This is a genomic window from Neobacillus niacini, from assembly GCF_023715415.1.
Lineage (GTDB): Bacteria > Bacillota > Bacilli > Bacillales > Cytobacillaceae > Neobacillus > Neobacillus niacini_C.
In genome coordinates, this window is the sequence record NZ_JAMBOB010000010.1 from 72,899 (window position 1) to 94,034 (window position 21,136).

General features: G+C 36.3%; 23 protein-coding genes. 1 reads left to right on the forward strand and 22 read right to left on the reverse strand.

The genetic code is table 11. The features are described 5' to 3' along the window. Nucleotides 1-13: 13 nt before the first annotated feature. The 17 genes from M3189_RS21665 to M3189_RS21745 form a co-directional block, all read right to left on the reverse strand. Nucleotides 14-583: an SIS domain-containing protein gene (locus tag M3189_RS21665; protein WP_251637852.1), complete on the reverse strand. Its 570-nt coding sequence runs from the start codon at nt 581-583 to the stop codon at nt 14-16. Nucleotides 584-601: 18 nt separating this feature from the next. After that, complete coding sequence (hxlA, locus tag M3189_RS21670; protein ID WP_251637854.1) at nt 602-1,228, reverse strand: 3-hexulose-6-phosphate synthase; 627 nt, start codon at nt 1,226-1,228, stop codon at nt 602-604. Between the two features lie 168 nt (nt 1,229-1,396). Next, nucleotides 1,397-2,065 carry a ribulose-phosphate 3-epimerase gene (gene rpe / locus M3189_RS21675; RefSeq protein ID WP_251637856.1) on the reverse strand — a complete coding sequence of 223 codons (669 nt, stop codon included), beginning with the start codon at nt 2,063-2,065 and terminating at the stop codon, nt 1,397-1,399. Nucleotides 2,066-2,095: 30 nt separating this feature from the next. Further along, a complete protein-coding gene (locus tag M3189_RS21680) occupies nt 2,096-3,031 on the reverse strand; it encodes a PfkB family carbohydrate kinase (protein ID WP_251637858.1) in 936 nt (311 codons plus the stop codon). A 16-nt stretch (nt 3,032-3,047) separates the two neighbouring features. After that, the gene (locus M3189_RS21685; RefSeq protein WP_251637860.1) at nt 3,048-4,106 is read right to left on the reverse strand and encodes an ABC transporter permease; all 1,059 of its coding nucleotides are present in this window, start codon (nt 4,104-4,106) and stop codon (nt 3,048-3,050) included. Beyond that, nucleotides 4,107-5,144, reverse strand: a complete 1,038-nt coding sequence (locus tag M3189_RS21690; RefSeq protein ID WP_251637862.1) for an ABC transporter permease — start codon at nt 5,142-5,144, stop codon at nt 4,107-4,109. Between the two features lie 18 nt (nt 5,145-5,162). Then, nucleotides 5,163-6,641: a sugar ABC transporter ATP-binding protein gene (locus M3189_RS21695; RefSeq protein WP_251637864.1), complete on the reverse strand. Its 1,479-nt coding sequence runs from the start codon at nt 6,639-6,641 to the stop codon at nt 5,163-5,165. A gap of 193 nt (nt 6,642-6,834) precedes the next feature. Further along, nucleotides 6,835-7,923 (reverse strand): autoinducer 2 ABC transporter substrate-binding protein, encoded by a 1,089-nt coding sequence (locus M3189_RS21700; protein ID WP_251637866.1) that lies wholly within the window; start codon nt 7,921-7,923, stop codon nt 6,835-6,837. Nucleotides 7,924-7,992: 69 nt separating this feature from the next. Continuing rightward, nucleotides 7,993-8,550 (reverse strand): 6-phospho-3-hexuloisomerase, encoded by a 558-nt coding sequence (gene hxlB, locus M3189_RS21705; RefSeq protein WP_251637868.1) that lies wholly within the window; start codon nt 8,548-8,550, stop codon nt 7,993-7,995. A 301-nt stretch (nt 8,551-8,851) separates the two neighbouring features. Further along, nucleotides 8,852-10,501, reverse strand: coding sequence for a response regulator transcription factor (locus M3189_RS21710; RefSeq protein ID WP_251637870.1), 1,650 nt, complete (start codon nt 10,499-10,501; stop codon nt 8,852-8,854). After that, a complete protein-coding gene (locus tag M3189_RS21715) occupies nt 10,488-12,344 on the reverse strand; it encodes a cache domain-containing sensor histidine kinase (RefSeq protein WP_251637872.1) in 1,857 nt (618 codons plus the stop codon). The genes M3189_RS21710 and M3189_RS21715 overlap by 14 nt, the downstream gene beginning before the upstream one ends. Then, nucleotides 12,328-13,359, reverse strand: a complete 1,032-nt coding sequence (locus M3189_RS21720) for an autoinducer 2 ABC transporter substrate-binding protein (RefSeq protein WP_251637873.1) — start codon at nt 13,357-13,359, stop codon at nt 12,328-12,330. The genes M3189_RS21715 and M3189_RS21720 overlap by 17 nt, the downstream gene beginning before the upstream one ends. A gap of 276 nt (nt 13,360-13,635) precedes the next feature. Then, nucleotides 13,636-14,388, reverse strand: coding sequence for a TPM domain-containing protein (locus tag M3189_RS21725; RefSeq protein WP_251637876.1), 753 nt, complete (start codon nt 14,386-14,388; stop codon nt 13,636-13,638). Beyond that, the gene (locus tag M3189_RS21730; RefSeq protein WP_251637878.1) at nt 14,385-14,963 is read right to left on the reverse strand and encodes a LemA family protein; all 579 of its coding nucleotides are present in this window, start codon (nt 14,961-14,963) and stop codon (nt 14,385-14,387) included. The genes M3189_RS21725 and M3189_RS21730 overlap by 4 nt, the downstream gene beginning before the upstream one ends. A gap of 86 nt (nt 14,964-15,049) precedes the next feature. Then, nucleotides 15,050-15,283, reverse strand: coding sequence for a hypothetical protein (locus M3189_RS21735; RefSeq protein ID WP_251637879.1), 234 nt, complete (start codon nt 15,281-15,283; stop codon nt 15,050-15,052). A gap of 29 nt (nt 15,284-15,312) precedes the next feature. Next, a complete protein-coding gene (hpt, locus tag M3189_RS21740) occupies nt 15,313-15,816 on the reverse strand; it encodes a hypoxanthine phosphoribosyltransferase (RefSeq protein ID WP_285889776.1) in 504 nt (167 codons plus the stop codon). A 130-nt stretch (nt 15,817-15,946) separates the two neighbouring features. Then, the gene (locus M3189_RS21745; protein ID WP_251637881.1) at nt 15,947-16,147 is read right to left on the reverse strand and encodes a hypothetical protein; all 201 of its coding nucleotides are present in this window, start codon (nt 16,145-16,147) and stop codon (nt 15,947-15,949) included. 279 nt (nt 16,148-16,426) lie between these two features. Here M3189_RS21745 and M3189_RS21750 point away from each other — a divergent pair, with 279 nt between their 5' ends. Beyond that, nucleotides 16,427-16,855 (forward strand): VOC family protein, encoded by a 429-nt coding sequence (locus M3189_RS21750; RefSeq protein WP_251637883.1) that lies wholly within the window; start codon nt 16,427-16,429, stop codon nt 16,853-16,855. A gap of 49 nt (nt 16,856-16,904) precedes the next feature. Here the strand turns inward: M3189_RS21750 and M3189_RS21755 are convergent, their stop codons facing one another. The 5 genes from M3189_RS21755 to M3189_RS21775 form a co-directional block, all read right to left on the reverse strand. Further along, complete coding sequence (locus M3189_RS21755) at nt 16,905-17,651, reverse strand: amino acid ABC transporter ATP-binding protein (protein WP_353057479.1); 747 nt, start codon at nt 17,649-17,651, stop codon at nt 16,905-16,907. Between the two features lie 15 nt (nt 17,652-17,666). Beyond that, the gene (locus tag M3189_RS21760) at nt 17,667-18,326 is read right to left on the reverse strand and encodes an amino acid ABC transporter permease (protein ID WP_251637886.1); all 660 of its coding nucleotides are present in this window, start codon (nt 18,324-18,326) and stop codon (nt 17,667-17,669) included. 64 nt (nt 18,327-18,390) lie between these two features. After that, nucleotides 18,391-19,167 (reverse strand): amino acid ABC transporter substrate-binding protein, encoded by a 777-nt coding sequence (locus M3189_RS21765; RefSeq protein WP_251637888.1) that lies wholly within the window; start codon nt 19,165-19,167, stop codon nt 18,391-18,393. A gap of 120 nt (nt 19,168-19,287) precedes the next feature. After that, a complete protein-coding gene (locus M3189_RS21770) occupies nt 19,288-19,833 on the reverse strand; it encodes a GNAT family N-acetyltransferase (RefSeq protein WP_251637890.1) in 546 nt (181 codons plus the stop codon). A gap of 14 nt (nt 19,834-19,847) precedes the next feature. Beyond that, the gene (locus M3189_RS21775) at nt 19,848-21,092 is read right to left on the reverse strand and encodes an MDR family MFS transporter (RefSeq protein WP_251637892.1); all 1,245 of its coding nucleotides are present in this window, start codon (nt 21,090-21,092) and stop codon (nt 19,848-19,850) included. Between the last annotated feature and the right edge of the window lie 44 nt (nt 21,093-21,136).

Consider the following 21,136-nt stretch of genomic DNA (forward strand, 5'->3'; position numbering starts at 1 on the left):
GTAACCTAAACCTCTATTCTAAATTTGCATGGTATTGCCATAAATCTTCTATCACATGTTTCTCTTCTTCCAATATCATCATCGTTGTAATATCACCAAATAATAATAAACTTTGTTCAAATAGTGTTGTCATTGGTTGCAGAGAATTTATTTCATCTACTCTTTTTGATTTACTTGCAACAGGGATTCTTACAAATAAGTCGGTGCATTCGGTAATACTGTTTTCTGGATTACTACCAATATGAATAATTGTTGCACCTAATTGCTTTGCTTTCTTTGCAATTGCAATTGGAAACAATGTATTTCCACTACCTGATCCTACAATTAGGACATCCCTTTCTGTCATTGCGGGTTCTGTAATGTCTCCTACGACAATAGAATTTATTCCAATATGTGCATATCTTTTGCATATTGCCTTTAAAGAAAGAAGTACTCGGCCAACTCCGACAAAGTATACTTTTTCTGCGTTTCTAAGTAAATGTATGTACTCGGAAACGATAACAGGATCAACTGCCTGCAAAGCCCTAGTGCATTCATCAAGTACGATATTACATTTATCTAAATAAAGATTTAGGTTTTGCATGTCGTTACCTTCCTTTCTTTAGTCATGTAAAATGTCACTGATTTTTTTTGCAGCTACTGCTTTATTCTTTTGACCTGTAATACCATTACCCACGATTACTATTTCAGGTTTGAACTCGATTACATTATTTATAGATTCTTCATTGATCCCACCTGCAATAGCACATCTCTCCGAACCAACACTACGTTGAACCTTAGCTAACGAGGCGAAAGGACTTTGTGTAGCTTGAACATCATGGGCAGTATGAACACAAATATAATCCACACCCAGTTCAACTAGTTCTATTGCTCTTTTTTCCAAATTGGTTACGCACATCATATCGGCTAAAACTTTTCCATTTGCTTTTTTAGCAGCTTTTACAGCACCTTTAATTGTCTCATCATGTGTGATACCCATAACCGAAACAATAGATGCCCCTGCATTAAAAGCAATATCAGCCTCAAATTCTCCTGCATCCATAATCTTCGTATCAGCAATCACCAACTTGTTAGGGTATTGTTCTGATACCTTTCGTACTGGTTCCATCCCGTATTCAATTATCATCGGTGTACCTATCTCCACGATATCGATGGAATTCTCCACTTCACCTACAATTTGTAATGCTTCCTCTGTATTACACGTATCTAAGGCAAGTTGTAGCTTCATGACTTTCCTCCCTTTCTAAATAATTCCCCATTAGCTATTTCTACATATCGGATTGCATGCCACGATTTTTTTGCTTTACTAGCATTTTTCAGAGAGTTATTGACCGGGTTAGTTAGTTTTAGGAATGTTTGAAAATCAACTAACTCTATATTAATCTGCAATCTATTATTAACTAATAATTTTTCTGAATTTCTTACAGTTCTCCACAACCGATGCTTCTTTACTGAATACACTTGATGATCCGCCTACGAATATATCAGCACCTTTTTCGTGCATTAGTTTCGCATGTTCAAAGCTTACATTCCCATCTACTTCTATGGATATATGATCGTATCCCTTTTCATCCAACAGCACTCTAAGTCTTCCAATCTTATCAAGCATACTAGGAATTAGTTTTTGGCCAGCAAATCCTGGGTTAACAGTCATTACTAAAACCATATCTAAATCAGGAAGTAGATCCTCAATAACTCCAATGGGTGTTCCTGGATTTAATGCAAGACCTACTTTCACACCCATATTTTTTATCATGCCTAGTGCACGATGAGTATGTGTCGTAGATTCATAGTGAATACAAACAAAATCTTCAGCAGTTAGGTCCTCTAAATAATGAAAACTTTCTTCAGGGTTATCAATCATTAAGTGAATATCTACAGGTATATCTGTAACCTTCTTAATCGACTTTATAAAATCAAAACTTAGTGTAACATTCGGAACAAAGTGGTTATCCATTACATCGATGTGTAAATAATCTACCTTTGCTTCTTCTAGTAATTTAATATCCCTTTCAACGTTCAATAAATCAACACACATCAATGAAGGTGCTATTTTGCCTTCCATAAGATTCCTCCATTTTGTTTATTTGATAGTTTATTTACATAATTGCTTTGTTAAAAATTGTTGCACCTCATCCTGAGAAGGAATCGATACTTGTGCACCTTTTCGGGAAACACAGATTGCCGCTGCTGCTGTTGCAAACTGGATGGCATCATCAAAATCATAACCCTGGCAAATTTTGTTAACAAAGGATGCATTAAATGTATCGCCCGCACCAGTCGAATCAATCGCATCCACTTTCCACGCAGGATACATTTTGGCTGCCTTACCATCGTAAACGTATACACCACGACTTCCCATTTTCAATACAACGTACGCAGGATTTGCTCTTTCATATAACTGTTTGGCAGCTTCAAGTGCTTCTTTCTCACTTTCAACAGCTATACCTGTTAGAGCTTCTGTTTCAGCCTCATTTGGTGAAATAATATGGATTCCCTTTAATCGATCAAGTGGAATATTCATTGCTGGACCCGCATCTAAAAACACCGGAATATTGCGTTCTTTAGCTAGTTCATAGGTTCTATATACGGTTTCTAAAGGCATCTCCAACTGCATGAGTACCATATCAAAGCTAATTTTATCGAGTGCCTTTTCGACGTCTTCAGGGTCCAATTTGTTGTTCGCACCAAGTGTCACATAAGAGAAATACCTGCCTGTGTCCTCTACCATGATCGTCGCTAAACCGGTTTGAGCATCTTTGTCTGGAACGACAAAACCTGTATGAATGCCTACCTTTTCAAGTTCTGTAATAAGGGCATGACCATTGGAATCATTACCAACTCTACCAACCATGGTTACGTTCGCACCCTGTACAGCAGCTGCATATGCTTGATTAGCACCTTTTCCCCCTGTTGCATATGCATAGCTGTCACAACCTACCGATTGTCCAAATTGAGCTATTTTTGGAACACCATATATATTCAAATCCATATTCATACTTCCAACTACCAAGATATTTGGTTGTATCAATTAGAAAACCTCCCAGTTATTGCGAAGTTAGTCGCATTAATTTCGCTTCACTTTTCTTATTTAATACATAGTTAATGATTAGTACTAAAATTAATGCTATACCCCAGATCATATCTCTGTAGAAATTACTGATTTGTGGAAACATGTTTAAGTATGATGACATGAGCTGTACGATAATGGTAGCTAAAAAGATTCCATATATTTTACCTTTACCACCATCCGGATTAATCCCACCTAAAACGGCAATTAAAATGGTTAACATCACAAAACTTGATCCAAAGTCAGCTTTTGCTGAGTTAATACGTGCTAGACTCAATAAACCTGCTGAAGCTGAAATCACACCTGAAAGCATATATGCTCTCATGATGATTTTATGATTTTTGATACCAGCAAATTTAGTAGCCTTTTCATTTGTACCTAATAAGTACAATTTCATTCCATACTTTGTCTTTCCAATGTAGTAGGAAAAGAATGCCACAATAACTAAATAGACAATGAACGATAATGTAAAGACCTGAAATACATTCGTTCGACCTAATTGAGCAAATGGCTGCGGTAATCCACTTACAATACTTCCTCCAGTCATAATGATTGCAATACCCATGTATAACTGCATTGTTCCTAAAGTTGCAAGCATAGCGGGGACACGTAGTTTGGCAATTAAGAAACCGTTAAATAGACCACAAACAACACCTGTAAGTAAACCAAGTAATATGCCTAATACGATAAACAAAATCTGTTCTGTGCCAGTCACAGCTGAAGCAAACGTTTTCATAAACAGCCCAGCAACTATTGCACTTAAGTTAGCAATATAGACAGCAGAAAGGTCGATTCCACCTGCAATCATAGCAATACCTACACCAATAGCCATTAAGCCATACTCTACTAATTGTTTCTCCATGGATAGGAAGTTAGCCAATGATAAAAAGGTATCTGGTTTGGTAATACTTGCGACGATGAATATAGTAAACATGATGATTAATAATCGTAGTATGTTACCATCCATTTTATTAAAAGAAAATTTACTTTTGTTCCTTAAAGTAGCTGTTTCATTTGTCTGTGCTACCGTTTTCATTTACGCCACCCCCACTTTTCTCCGTTTATTTCTTCTGAACCCTTTTAAATCAGAAATTTGAATAACGGATATTGCAGTACCAACAATGATAATTGCACCAATGATAAATTTCTGCCAATAAATTGGAACACCGATAAGAATCAAACTATTTGTAACAATTGTAAGTAGTAATGTACCTAACACACATCCAGTTAGTGTACCAACACCACCCAATAAACGTGTACCACCAAGAATTACAGCGGCAATAACAATCATTTCCTTACCAGCAAATTCAGTTGGTAAGAAATACGTAGATTCAATTGAGTAACATACACCTGCAATAGCGGCTATTCCACCATTCACAGTAAATACACCAAACCGAATTCTCTTTACATTAAAACCTGCTCTTTCTGCAGAAGTTTCATCTCCACCTACTGCAAAAACTCCTCGTCCCGCCATTGTGAAATTAAGGAACAAGTAAGTAAGAATGTACAAACTGACAGCAATTAAGAAAGTCATTGGTAATGAAGATCCTAATCCTGTTCCCGCGTTTGTAACTTCAAAGAGTGACTTGTTACCAAAAGCAATCATTGATTCTGGAAGTTTAATACGACCTGCTTCAAAAACACCTAACAAGATACCACTAAAAATAGATGTTGTACCCAAAGTAACAATCAAGCTTGGAAAATTATAATTTGCAATAATAAAACCATTAATTGCACCCATGATTAAACCGAAGAAAATTGCTACTAAAAACACAACAAAAATCGGTCCGTCAAATCCAGTTACGAAAACGAACTGTGTAGCAAGGTACCCACTTAATGCGGCAATTAATGGGAATGATACGTCTGGCCCTGTACTAATAAAACCTAAGTATGCACAAATCGCATAAATTAACGGAACCGTCATCGATTGCAATAAGTCAACAATGTTATTATTTGAAAAGAAAAGTCCTGACTTAGCCTGGATAAATAAGCTCAAAAGTAAGATAATTATAAATACATAAAATTCAGGACGTGTAGCCAGCTTCTTTAATGTCTTTGATGATAATGTATTCATCATTCACACTCCTATCTATTAAATGTAATTAGCTAAAGTTTTTGCGTTTAAATCCGCTTCTTTCACTTCAGCTGTTATTTGGCCCTTTTGCATCACAATGACACGATCACAAGTGTTGATTATTTCAGATACATCATCGGATACAATGATGATCCCCATCCCCTTACTAGCTAGGTCACGTAACAAATTATGAATATCATGTTTCGCTCCAATATCAACCCCAACAGTTGGACCATTTAAGATTAATACTTTTGGTTCTGAAGCAATCCATCTAGCTAGAAGTACTTTTTGTTGATTCCCACCTGATAGTGTTGATACAGGGAACTCATCATTTTTCGTTGCAACCCCAATATCTCGAACCCACTTGGCGGACTCATCATCTATCGAATTAGTATTTACTATACCTAGTTTGTTAGATAATTCATCTATTCTAGTAATTACGATATTTCTCTTTATTGATTGAGGCAGGAATAAGCCTTCTGTTAATCGATCTTCCGGAACTAATGCAATCCCTAATTCTTGAGCTTTAGCCGGATTTGGAATCTTTACTTCTTTACCTTCTATTTTTATTTCACCTTTATCTGGATTTAATAGTCCAAATAATGCTAGAGATAATTCGGTACGACCTGATCCAAGTTGACCAGTAATGCCAAGGATTTCGCCTTTTCTCAATTGGAGGTTTACGTCATTAAATCCTTGTGCTGATAACTGCTTTGTTTCTAACACTGTTCCACCGATATTTCTTGTTTTTGGAGCTGCATCTTCTTCAAAATGGCGTCCTGTCATATGATAACTAAACTTTTTTTCATCCATTTCTGATACAGGACAGGAGATAACGTTTTTACCATTTCGGAAGATCGTAACACTATCACAAATTTCAAATACCTCTTCCAATTTGTGTGAAACAAATAGGATTGTTACACCCTCTTTTTTCAACCTTTCAATAATCTCAAACATTCTTTTTACTTCTTTTTTTGTTAACGCTGTCGTGGGCTCATCCATAATTATTAACTTAGCATTATCTAGTAAAGCTCTTGAAATAGCGATTAACTGCTTATCTGCTACAGGCAGCGTTTCTACCAATGCGTCAAGATCTACGTCAAAGTCAATCTTACTTATTGCCTCTTCTGCAATTCTTCTAAACTCTTTTCGGCTCACGAATTTCTTCTTATTTGCTAATACTTTATTGAAAGCCAAATTTTCAATTACAGAAAGGTTTGGAAAAACAGAAAAGTCTTGATATATAATTTGAATTCCTTGTTTAATAGATTCCGTTGGTGTCATATAATCATATTTCTGCCCGTCAATTTCTATATCGCCGCCATCGGGTTTGTGAACACCAGATATTACCTTAATGATTGTTGATTTACCACAGCCATTCTCACCAGCTAAACAGTGAACTTCACCTTTTTTAATTTGTAAGTCTACCCCTTTTAAGGCATGAACTCCTCCAAAGTATTTGTGTATTCCTTTTACAGATATAAGGTTCTCAGACATTGTATTCCTCCTCGGATTTGAGCTTAGATTTACGTTATTCTACAATGTGTTCCCTTCCTAAACTATCTCACCAATAAGATTAAATTATGAGTTACCTTTTAATAAAAGAAATACCGTACCATTTTCCTTCCATTTGGAAATAATGCGATACGGTATTTCTAGTTTTTTATTAAAAGTTATTACAATTTACATTCTAGAAATCGTATTCGTCAATATTGTTTTTATCAATCTTTAATGGTGCATTACCAATAATTGTTTTATTAGTTCCTTTTATAATTTGAACGCTTTCATAACCAGTTACTCCAAGATCTGTTCCTTCCTTGATTTCTTCACCAGCCAAGATTTTAGCTGCTATAGAAACCATTGCATAACCAGCATCTTTTGGATCCCATAATAAAAGTTTGTTGATTGTTCCCGCTTTGATATAATCAGAGAACTCGTTAGGTGTACCTACACCAACAATATTAACTTTCCCAGATAGACCAAGTTCTTCAACAGCGTTTGCAATACCTGGGCTGTCAGTTGATGCTACTCCAGTAAACCCTTTCAAATCTGGATATGCTTTTAAAAGTTCTTTTGCTTTTTCATATGCTCCGTCAACACTTTCTTCAGACTCAGCACTTGGTACTTCTCCACCATTGATTAATTCCATTTCTGGATATGCTTCTTCTTGACGAGCTTTTTGAGCTTCAGCATATTCCATGTGTGTTGTACTTGTAGTGTAACCTACCATCATTGCATATTTTCCTTTTTCACCCATTGAACCAGCAAGTGAATCCATTAAACTTGCACCAAAATCTGCTGAAGTAAAGGCTTCTACGTCAAATAAAGTATTCTCTTGGTTAGAAGCTTCGTGCGTTACTACTGCAATACCTTGAGATAAAGCATTTTGTAAAGAGGCTTCGATTGCACCTGGATCAATAGGTACCACCGCTAGTGCATCTACACCTTGAGCGATTAAATCTTCAATTACTTGTACTTGTGATGCAGCATCAGCGTTAGCTGGTCCTTTCTGTATAACATTGATATTCATTTCTTCACCATATTGATTAACTCCAACTTCCATACGCTTGAACCACGCTGCAGTGTTATCTTTTGTTACAACACCAATTGTCCACTCAGATTTATCTTTATCAGATTTATAATTTGCTGGATTTAATAGATCTTTATTTGCTGCACCACCTGAACTTGCTTCTTCTGAACTACCACTTTCACTAGAACAAGCTGCTAGCATTAAACCCATTACTATAACTAAAAATAATGCAAAAAACTTTTTCTTCATCTCTTGATCCTCCATATATATTTTTTTTTTATCAGTTGTGAAAAGGTTTCACAACCGCCCATTAAGGCCCTATTCAAGATTGGCATGGTTACCAAACATTTGCTCTGCATTAGCTGATTTGGATTCCATTAGATCCATAATCAAAATATCCAAGCAAATCAGTAAAGACTGTTCAAAAAGTGTACCCATTGGTTGAATCGAGGTAATTTCGCTTATCTTTGTTGACTTCGGTGTTGGAGAGGGAATTCGTAAAACTACATCAGCCATTTCTCCTAATGTCGAATCTACAAAGCTTGTTACCGTTATCATTTTAAGACCTATTTTCCTAGCTTTGTTTGCATAAGAAATTAAACCACCAGTTTCACCAGAACCAGTACCTACTATTAACAGGTCTCCTTTTCTTGCACCTGGTGTGGTTGCGTTTCCAATCACATGAACATTAAAGCCTAAATGCATTAACCTCATTGCGAACGCTTCCATCATGAAGCCAGATCGGCCCACACCCTTCACATAAATGCGTGGGGCATTCACTATATACTTAACAACTTCTTCAGTTTGTGTTTCATCAATACTTCCAATTACCGAAGCAAGCTCAGATGTAATGGCTTTCAAATTTGTTTTTATCATTTTACAAGCCTCCTTTCTCTTCACAATAGCTAAGTAGTATTTCTAATTAGTACTATATAGTGTATCGATGAGATCTTGTAGGAGATAAAGTTCAGAATAGGTAGGTAGTATTCGGTAATGTGTAAAAGAGAAAGAAAATTGAAATCAAAAGAGGGTGTTTCAAAAGGTTTATTTACCTTTTGAAACACCCTCTTTGCCATGAGCGTAGTTGTGACTCTTATTAAAGTCCATTATGAGTACTTTCCCATAGCGGGCAAATGTAAAAAAAATAACCTCACTGATTTTGACCATTTTTTTACCTTTATTGGATGAATGATCGTTTGAAAAATAAGTCTCGATACTGAGAAGGTGAATACCCTTGCCACTTCTTAAATAATTGACTAAAATATTTTGTATCATGGTAACCAACTGAACTTGAAATATCATAAATCTTAATATCTGGAATCTCTAACAATTCCTTTGCCTTCATCAGACGTTTTTTTGTAATGTAATCCAGTACAGTTACTCCAGTACTATTTTTAAAGTATTCGCAAAAATAAGTAGGGTTCATATAAACATGATCCGCTATCTTTTTTATAGTTATATTATCTCCAAGATTATCATTAATCCAATGTTTAGCCTGCTTTATGGTGTCAGGCTGCGTATCCGTCAATGATTGTATTTTGCTCATCATACCCATTATCCAATACTTTGTTCTTTCTTTAAGTTCATTTAAACTGGTGGCTTGTTTTGTAATTTGCATTGCTTCAGCTAGTAAATAAGGATCTACGCAGTAACCATCATTATCCATCCACATATTAACTATCTTAATAAATAAATAGTGTATAGCCTCTTCAACCAAACTAGGCGATGATATAGTTTCAATCTCATCAAAATAGATTTGTAAATTTTCCATTACTTTTTTCTCATCTTGTTGTTCAATCCTGTACATTAATTGTTGCGTGTGCATATAGATTCCGGAAGATATCCCTTTTGGCCTTTGACCAAACTCATTTTTTATTAAATCAGATTTAAAGATGTTATTTCCACCTTTAATAATTCGAAACTGTAATAGCGACAACAATTGGTTCTTATAACTTGGTAATTGCATTATATCCTGAAACTCAATTCCAATAGCAACGGAAGCAGTAAAGTGAGTAACCTGGTTTATATTATGTTGTAACTTTTTAATAAATTGTTCTGTCAAAGTTGAAAAAGAGTTTATATCTATTTGGGCTTGTTCATTTAGCAGCAGCCAATAGTTAAACTTTCCGTTTCGCCACCACCATGTCATTACGTTAGCGTCTTGAAATTCATTTGTTAACATTTCTTCTAATAGCTTTTCAATAGCAATACTCAGAATCTCCAATTCCTCTGATTCCAATTCTTTTTTCTTCGTTGTAACTTGATCGATACTAATATATACAAGCTTATAGTTACCTATTGGAAATTCCTCATTCCAATTTAGCATGGAGACATCTTTATCCTCCATCCATGTCATCTCACTTAAAAGCTGTACTTGTCTTGTGTAAGTTAGCTTCGATGCTTTATCATAAACATCGTCCAATTCTTGCTGTACTTCTCTCTTCTTCATTACCTTTTCTTTTACTTCTTGTATTTCAATACGAAATTGTTCTCGATCTATAGGCTTTAAGATATAGTTAATAGCACCCTCACGAATTGCTCTTTGTAAGTATTGAAAGTCATCAAAACCACTAATAAAAAATGCAAAAAAAGAATGTGTTTTCTTTAATTCCTTAACGAAAGATAATCCATCCATTTCAGGCATTTTTACATCTGTAATAACTAGGTCTACTTTCATATTATTATTTATGATAGTTTCATAGGCTTCTTTTCCGTCTGAATATGTGCCAATTATGTCCCATTCATCTCCAAGGGACTTCACTAAACGCTCAATTCCTCGGCGAATCCTGGCTTCATCATCAACAATAATTGTCCTAATCGTTGTCATCTCTAAAAACCTCCATGCTTTGGTCGACATACTTGGTCAGATCATTTTCATCAATTAGTTTTGTACGTATGATAACTTCCGTAACTTCATCCATAGTACTATTAATGCTAATACCGTACTTATCTCCAAACATCGTAGCTACCCTTGCATGTACGTTTGTAATTCCAAATCCAGAGTCACGCTTTACAATGGGATCAGATTTCAATAACTCATATATCCTTTGCAATGTTTCTTTATTCATTCCTGGTCCGTTATCACGAATGACGAATAATACATCCTCTTCCCCTAATTCGTTATATTCATTCGTCACATCAATATTAATAGTAAGTTCCCTTCTTTTTTCTAAACCGTACTTAATCGAATTTTCAACAATTGGCTGCAAAATAAATTTTGGAGTGTAGTAATAGTCACAATCTATTGTTTCGTTAATCTTAAAAGTAAGGCGGTCCTCAAATCTAATAGTTTGAAGACTTAAAAAATCACGCACATGCATAACTTCTTGTGAAATACGAATTAACCGGTCCTTATTGCTAAGTGAAAAACGCAGCATTCTACCTAGTATTGTGACCATGTCAACGACTATTTCTGATTCTCCATCCTCTACTGCCATACTAATTGTTTCTAACGTATTGTACATAAAATGTGGATTAATTTGTGATTGCAGTGCATATAACTCAGCATTCTTTTGTCTAAGTTCATTCTGATAGTTCTTTCGAATTAGTTCTCTTATTTTTGTAACCATAGAATTAAAACTTCGAGCAAGTAAACCGACTTCGTTCTTAGAGTGAATAGGAATTTCAACTTGAAAGTTTCCTTTCTCTACTTCCTTCATCAGTCTTCCTAAGGTTTTTATAGGTCTAGTAACAGTTAGAGCTAGGTATATGGAAATCATTGTTGCGATTAGAACAAGGATAATAAAAAATAGAATAATGCCCTCTGCAACAACGTCTGTTCTTTCAGTTAGAAATTTAGTAGGCATACTGTGGACAAGTACCCAATCCATGTTTGTAGTTTCATCCACACTTATCAAAGAACTAGCACCAGCATCTTTATAACGAAAACTCCCATTTAAAATAGGAAAATCCTTAACCCTTTCAAATTTACTGCCTATTTTATCTGGATTTGTATGATAGATAATTCTGCCTTCTTTGTTCATTAGCCAGATATCAGCTCTATCTTGGTTATCTAAATTATTAAATACGCTTTCCATAAAAGAGGTTTCTACAGCAATAAACAGCGTACCTAAAGTTTCTCGATTATCGAAATCTATTATATTTTTCATTAATAAAAAGTAAGGTGGATTACCTTGAAACACTAAATTGCTTTGATTTGGCGGCAGAATTTTTATCCCCTCCACTAAAAGAACCCCTTCTTCATTGGAAGAAAAATCACTTCTAAGACTAAATCCCTCATGATCTAAACGAGAATTTTCAAATACGCGATTATTTGATACCAAGAAAACCCCCAATATTTCAGAATTATTACCTAGGAATGTCTTTGAAAAGAAATTCTTTAAAATATAATGATCTCTATTTAACTCTGAAAGACTTTTATATTTCTCTTTTCTTAAAATGGCCATTACATTTTCTGAGTTATAAACTAATTCAGGTAGAGTAACCAAATCTTCGAAGTTATTTTCGATATTTTCATTGGATTGATGTAATAATCTTGGAATATATTCGCCTACTTGTTGCTCAATGGATTTTGTATATTGCGAATAAGCGATGTATCCCAACAAGGTCATAGGTATAACCGTTAACAAAACATAAGTGATTATTAACTTAGTAGATAATTTGAAATTTTTAAATTTAAACTTATTCCACAGATTAGAAATCATATTCATCTATATTTTCCTTTGTAAAATCAATGGGCAGCCCCATAATTACCATATCTGCATTCACTTTTATCGCTCCAACTTTTGATATAACCTGTCCATCATAAGGAAGCTTTTTGTCCAATAGATCTTTTGCTAAGCTAACAGTTAAGTAGCCTAGTTTCTGAGGACTCCATAGTGTATTAACTTGAACGGTACCATCTTTGATATGTTCCCTAATTAAGTTAGGAGTTGTTGTTCCGATGATAACAATTTCTCCTTCTTTTTTAAGATTTTTAACAGCTTCTGCTGAAGCTGAGGGATTGACCGTCGAAATTGCAACAATTCCTGCTAAATCTGGATACTTTTCTATAATCTTTATAGAAGTTGAGTGAGCCTTCTCATAATTCTCATCCGTCGCAATGATTTCTAATAATTTCAAGTTTGGATAGTATTTTTCATTTTGAATTTTAATCCACTTAATCCAATCATTTAAATTTGCTGAGCTTTCTGATCCTGTCAAAATAATATAATTACCTGACTCATTCGTTCCTAGAGCTAAAGAATCCATTAAATGCCGCCCTAAAGTTTCAGGATCAAGCATATTGATATAAAACTCTCTAAATTCGGGATCAGTGTCTGAATCCCAGGTAATTACTTTTATACCTTGATTTTGAGCTTTTTGTAAGATAGGACTAAGTTTTTTTGGGTCATTAGCAGCAATTGCAATAACATCAACTTCACTTTTTATCAATTCTTCTATTATTTTTTCCTGTCCTTCCCACGTAGCATCACTAGGTCCCCTGAAGATGACTTCTACTCCTAAATCATCTGCTGCTTCTATTACCCCTTCTTGAACAGCATTAAAATACGAAATACCCCTAATTTTAGAAACTATCCCTATTTTATAGGAATCAAGATATTCTTTTTTTTCTTCTTCCAGTGATAGTTGATTATCATTACTATAAACAACTTCATATTGTGCTTTCGTGCTACAACCAGTACTTATCATAACTATGAATAAAATGATAATAATCCTGAACATATTTATCCCCCATACTTTATTAAAACATTAATATTAATTATCACGTTAGTTGAAATAAATGTGAAAAGAATAAAAAAGTTGATTAGAATGCAGCCACTTTCTAGCGTATTCTATTTCTGTTATTCATTTGTTTCATATTTCTTAAGATAGTAATCCACATGATAATGTTTATCAAAGAATATTTATCTCGAGATTATTTTTTTCTATTGCATAAAAATACCACAGCTCCAAGAACTATGGTAGACCCCAAATTTCTAATCTTAGTAAAAAAGGAACTCACCAGCCCCGGCCAGCACCCCCGCCGCCTGAGGAACCTCCCCCGCCACCTCTGGAACCGCCGCCGCCTCCACCTCTGCCAAGAGAGATGATGGATAGAAGTAAATAGGTTAGTGTCCCGCCAAAAAATTTAAAGTCTAGAAACACAACGACAATGACTATGAGAATCACAAGCCATGAAGGTATTCCAAACCCGCCATCGCTGGTCTGTTCAACTTGTCTGTCAGGGGAAGACAATCCACCTTCTTCTTGCCCATTTTCGGCTAAAACTTCATCCGCTAGTACCTTATAAGTTTCTAGTATTGCTTTGTTTGGCTGTTCATTTTGAAGGTAGGGGATGGCATGCTCATCAAGGATTCTTCCCGCTTTACCATCTGGAATTCTCCCCTCCAGCCCATAACCTACTTCGATTCGGATTAATCGATTGATAACAGAAATAACAAGCAAGACACCATTGTTTTCTGTTTCATTTCCAATTCCATATTGTCTGAAGGCTTCATTTGCATATTCCTCCATACTGTTTTCTCCAATGGAATCTACCGTTAACACAGAAATTTGTGCAGTTGTTTGATCTTCTACTGTTCTTCCTAAGCTTCTAATTTCCTCTACTTCAGCTTGCGTTAGTACCTTAGCAAAATCTTGTACATAAATATCGCCAATCGGAGCTGGCATTTTGATATTCTCAGCAAGTGCTTCACCTTGAAATAGAAAAAAAACGAAAAAAAGAAGGCTGAAGACCGCTTTCGGTTTCATTCTCCATTGCCTCCAAAGTCTACTTCAGGGGCTTCTGCTGCTTTAGGATCAGCAGTGAAATATTCTTTTTCATCAAAACCTGTCATCCCTGCTATCAGTGCCCCAGGGAATTGTTTTACTTTTTTGTTGTATACAGCAACCTGGTCATTGTAATCCTTCCGTGCTACAGAAATTCTATTTTCTGTTCCAGAGAGCTCGTCCATTAATTGTGTAAACTGTTTATCAGCTTTTAGGTCCGGATAGTTTTCAACTACTACGAGCAATCGACTAAGTGCACCTGTTAATTCTGCATTTGCCGTAGCCTCTTCTTCCACTGTATTCGCCCCTGCCAGCCTTGCTCTTGCATCAGAAATCTCTGCGATTACCTCTTTTTCATGTGAAGCATATCCTTTAACGGTATTCACTAGGTTTGGTATCAAATCAAGCCTTCTTTGCAGTTGGTTTTCAATCTGTGCATATGATTGGTCTACATTCTCTTCAAGGGTAACAAAGTTGTTATAACTCGACATTAACGATATACCAAATATAACAATCACAGCAAGAATAATTCCTAGGACCAAAAATCCTTTTTTCATTTTGAACACACTCCTTTCCTATAGTATGTATCATTACCTATTCGAAATATGAAAAGCTGCGTGGATTTTACCACACAGCTTTGGAGTTACTTCTTCTCTTTATTTTCATTTAATTCATCGATAAGCTGCTTTGTCCTTTTGGCATTACCTTCTGCAAAGTTTTCGAGGCGTTCCTTTAATTCATCATCATCGTGAATCCGCTCTGCTGTAATGAGATACGACCTCATGAGATCTTCTTCTACCTCAATTGAATGTTCAAGAATTTCTTCTAGATTATTTTTTTCATCTTCATTTTTCCCTTTAAAAATATTTGCAGTCAAAGCATACTACCTCCTCTAAGTTGAGAAAACTAATACTCTTCCACGGTCGCAATATAAGGTAAATTTCTATAATTCTGTGCGTAGTCGATTCCATAACCGACGATGAATTCATCTGGGATTACAAAGCCAACGTAATCCACTGGTAATTCCACTCTTCTTCTTTCAGGCTTGTCTAAGAGTGTGCAAATCTTAATTTGTTTCGGTTTATGCATATTCAAATGGTCTCTCAAAAAATGCAACGTTAAACCGCTGTCTATGATATCTTCAACCACCACAACATTTTTATTCGTGATATCCTCATCAAGATCCTTTAATAGTTTTACTTTCCCAGTTGTTTCTGTTTGGTCGCTATAACTTGAAACCGAAATGAAATCGACGTTTATATTCCCCTTCATTTCACGTATCAAATCTGCTGCGAATACAAAGGAACCTTTAAGTACAGCGATTAACATGATTGGCTCATTCTTAAAATCTCTTTCAATTTCCTCTGCTAATTCTTTCACTCTTTGTTTTATTTCTGTCTCTGAAATCATTGTATCTTTCACTCTATAGGGCACGAATCATACCTTCTTTCTTAAAAATCCTAAGTGAGACTACACTATTATTTCAAAAAATAATTCTGAATACAAATTTTCAAAAAAAGACTAGTTGATTTCGTTTTAACTACACACTTCTTTTTTCCGTAACTGCCTCACTTACCATCTTGTACATACACTCAACTCCCTCTTCAGAAGCTTCAAAGCTATATGCATTCTCGCTCTTAATTCCAAGACTGTCTGCCTCCTTCTCGGCATCAATGTTTGCTCCTAAGAAAATGAATTCCCAGTTATATTTCTCCTGCTGATGCTTAATTAACTCTTTCACTTTTTTGTAGGTAAATTCCCTGCTGGCATTTTCAAAACCATCTGTGGTGATTACAAAAATAACCTTTCCAGGCCGATAGTCCTCCTTTGTTTTTGATAATCGATAACCAACATCTAGAATGGTTTTTCCTACCGCATCAAGCAGAGCCGTACACCCTCTTACAGGCGTTGGACTATTTTAGTTTAAATCCATTGCTATAAAAAAGGATTTAAACAGTCTAATACCGAATTAATCGGATATAATGAAATTTGTACATAGCCTTTAAGAGGAGTGAAGAAAATGCCAATAAATGCTTATCTTGTTTTCAATGGTAACACCCGTGAAGCAGTTGAATTTTATGCGAGAGTATTTAAAACAGAAGCACCGCAAATTATGACTTTTGGTGAACAACCGCAACATCCTGATTACCCTATGCCAGAGGAAGCAAAAAATTTAATCATGCATACTCGACTAAACATCGATGGAAGTACTGTTATGTTCTCTGACAATTTCCCTGGATCACCATTTATTGAAGGCAACAACATAACAATGGCATTAGTAAGTAAAAATTTGGATGATATCCAATCTTGGTATGATCAATTAAAAGAAGGCGGCACTGTTACGATGGAGCTCCAAGAAACCTTTTGGGCTAAACTCTATGGCCAGATAACGGATAAATTCGGAATCCACTGGCAGATAAGCCATGACACCGGAGAATATGGCAGTTAATTAATCCATACAAAAAGGGCACAGTCTTTTCATGACTGTACCCTTTTTCTTATTTCAAGCTTCTACTTAAGAAGGCCTTTGTCCTGTCATTTTGGGGATTTGTAAATAAATCAGATGGGTGTCCCGTTTCAATAATTTCACCGTTATCCATGAAAACAACTCTGTTTGCCACTTCCCTGGCAAAGCCCATTTCATGTGTCACAACAATCATTGTCATCTGCTCTTGTGCTAGTGCCTTCATAACCTCTAGAACCTCTCCTGTCAATTCAGGATCCAATGCTGAAGTTGGTTCGTCAAACAAAAGGATGTCAGGATTCATCATCAGTGCTCTCGCAATCGCCACCCTTTGTTTTTGACCGCCCGAAAGGCTGGCTGGATAGGCATCCGCTCTTTCTGTCAGACCAATTTTTCCTAACAGCTCTGTACTTCTTTGCTGAATGGATGAAACGGGCTCGTTCTTTACCAATTTAGGAGGCAATTCTAGATTCTCCTTAACCGTCAGGTGCGGGAATAAATTAAAATGCTGGAAGACCATTCCCATTTTCGAGGTAATCTTCTTGATTTCCTGTGGCTTTGCATAGACTCCATCCTTAACAAAGGTTTCACCAGAAATCGTAATGCTTCCCGAATTTATTTCCTCCAAGTGAACTAAGCTCCGAAGCAGCGTACTTTTCCCTGATCCAGATGGACCGATAATCGCTACCACATCATTTTTGTTTACGTCAAAGGTGATTTGCTTTAGTACATCCACCTTGCCAAATGACTTTTTCAGGCTGGATACTTCAATGATTGCCACATTAACCAATCCTTCTTATTCAAATTTATATCTGCGTTCAATCCCTTTAAATACAAATGTTAAAAACAGCGTCATTATGAGATATATCAAACCAGCAACGAAAAATGGGACAATCGTAAAGTCACGGTTTACTGCTGTCTGAGCATAGTGAAGCAGCTCCGGTACGGCAACTGCATAGAGCAGTGCGGTATCCTTAACGAGTGTCACGGATTCATTCGCAATCGCCGGAAGGGTAACCCGAAACATTTGCGGTAAAATAATTCTTGTGGTTGTCTGCCATTTACTTAAACCAAGAACCTTTGATGCCTCATATTGTCCTTTATCAATCGCCAATAGACCACCGCGGAATATTTCTGCAAAGTACGCTGCGTAATTTAATACGAATCCTAAACAAGCAGCAACGAATCGATCTAATACTAAATATTCTCCGACCACTGGAAGCATCGGCAGGCCAAAGCAGATTAATAATAATTGTAGTAATAGCGGTGTCCCTCTCATAACGTAAATATAGCCCTGGGCAAGTAATGATACTGGCTTTAAGCTGCTTTTTACAGCAAGAGTAAGCAGGAAACCAAGTGGCACGGAGACGATAATTGCAATGAAAAACAAAAGAATCGTCATCTGCGCCCCTTCAAGCATAGGAACAAGAATCGATGCGAAATATTCAAGTGACATACTAATTCCTCCAAAAACAAAACAGGGTTCCCACTAGGAAATCCTGTTTTGCCTTATTTTCATATTACTTTAGAACTTTATCTTCTCCAAACCAACTTTTTGAGATTTCTGCAGCAGTTCCGTCCTCATTCATCTCATCAAGTGCCTTTTGGAGCTTTTCTAATAATTCCTCGTTGCCTTTTTTTACACCAATACCATATTCTTCAGGTGCAAGCGACTCTTCAAGTACCGTAAATGTGTCTTCCTCTTTAGACATGTAGTAATTGATGACAACTTCATCAATGACCACAGCATCCAAACGACCACTCTTTAAGTCGGTTAATGCCTGTACATTGTCAGCAAACTCTGTTACGGTCTTAACTTTTTCCTTAATAGATGAAGCATTTAAAGCGTCAGAAGCTGAAGAAAGTGACTGCAGCCCAACTACCTTTCCTTCTAAGTCAGCTAATTTAGTAACCTTTGAATCAGAGAGAGTTACAATCACCTGTGCATTCTTTAAATATGGTTTTGTGAAAAGAACCTTTTCTTTCCGTTCATCGGTAATAGTGTATCCGTTCCAAATAAGGTCAATTCGTCCGCTGCTAAGCTCAGCTTCTTTCGTTTTCCAGTCAATTGGCTGGAATGTAACTTCCGTTCCCATCTTTTCTGCTGCTGCTTTAGCGTAATCAATATCAAAACCTACAATATTATTATCCTCATCACGGAATCCCATTGGTGCAAATTTATCATCAATTCCGATGACAAGCTTATCATCCTTTTTACTAGCTGAGTTGGAACATCCAGAAAAAATTAAAAGTACTGCAGTTACGATAAGAATCATGGTTGCTATTCGTCTCTTCATTTGTATGTACCCCTTTTATTTAAGATAATTTTGCTTTAGTACGTTACCATATTATCATACTACCACATTATAACACTATAATATTATGGATTACAACTAAATAATAAAAAGGAGCCTATTTTAGAAATAGACTCCACTCGTTGGTATTTTCCAAATCATATGATTTTGCCCTTGACCCCAATAATCCTTCAAACAATACTCAGGTTCTTTGAATTTCTTTTTCCAGATGGTTTGGGCTGTTTTGAAGCCGCTGTCTAGACAGAATTCTTGGATCCCCCTGGCATTTAATGTCCTCAACATCTCAGCTAAGAGTTTATTTCCTACGCCCTGTCTTTGATATTCAGGAAGTACGTATACCGTCCCTATTTCAATCGTATTCACCAGTTCTCCGTTGGTACACTCTTCTATCAGTTCATTCGCATTCCCACAGGCTATGGTTCCAATAATTTTATTTTGTAACAAAGCTATTAAAAAATACCTTTTCTCGCCGCTAGTCTCAAAATCCATCTTCAAATACTTTTTCTTACTTTCAATATCAGCTTCAATCTCTTCCACTAAATCTGCTAATCCTTCTCTTGCAAATGTATCGGTAAGGACCGTCCTAAAAAATAGGTTCAATTCCTCTAGGTCTTCGATACTAGGTCTTCTAATCTCTACCTTTAGCATTTTAGCCTCCTAATTCAAGTTGACATGTTTTTTTGAACTCTGATCTTATTTACCACAAAAAGTCCACTATAGAGAAGGAAAGTCCCGGCCATTACTATCATTCCAAGGAAAACGGACATCATCGTCGGCAGTAAAAATGCGCCCAATACGATGGCACCACGAGCGATTAAATCTGCTCCGCTAAAGCCTAAATTAGAAAAAGCAGAATAGGAACCGCGTTTATCCTCCGGCATCATGTTTGCCTTTTCAGCATTGGCAATCGGTGAATAAATAAGCTCGCCAATTGTCGCAATGGCATTAAATAAAATCAAGACATACCAGATATTAGCCGATGTGACGATGGTATAGCCCGCACTATAAAGTAACAGCCCCAGCAGCAGCATCTTTCGCGGCGAAAATTTATCTGTCATTTTCGTAACAAAAAAGGTTAGGGCGACAACCATCAGCATATTTTCGATATTTAGAAAACTAAGCATCCTTACGCCAGCAACTTCAAAATCTCCTACAAATACGGATTTAAACTCTTCTGCCAAACGAACACCTATGTAACTATTTAAAGAAAATTCTGCTGCAAAAATAAACATCGACCCTGCCACTGCCATGACAAATGGTTTATCCTGGAAGGCAACTTTGTAGTTTTGGACGAGATCCATAAAAATGTTTTCATGTTTCTTTTCAAGCAGCTTTACACGTGTATCTTTTAGCCAGATGCCATAGGCAATCGGCAAGCTGGTAGATACAATGGTTAATGTAATAAACAGCTCTAATTGATGATTTACATATAAAAGTCCGCCTAATGCTGCCCCAATCGCCATGGCTAAATTAACCAGCCAATAATCGAGGGCATAAACACTCTTTCGATTTTCGGGTGTTGTTGAGTCAATGATGATTGCGTGTACGGCAGGACGTCCGAGAGAGCTTGTAATCGTGAAAATTACATAACTGATTGCAAATAATACAATCCATTTTTCTTCAGGCATTAAGCTTACCGTCATAAGTGCAAACATAAGTGCACTGGACGATGACGATAAGATGATTATTTTTTTTCGAGGGAAGCGGTCTGAAATATAGCCGCCGATAAAGTTAATAAAGAAGCTTATTATGACCGTGATTGCTAAGAAAACGCCTGCCCACACCGCACCCTTCTGCTGCGCAAAGAAGAGCGCCATGAACGGCATTACAGAGCTTGCAATTGCTCGATTAAAAAACGAGGTAATCAGTCGAACCTTAATATTTTGGGGATATTCTTTCCACGCCATATTTATCAACACCTTTCATACTCTTTATAGTAAACTAGACGTAA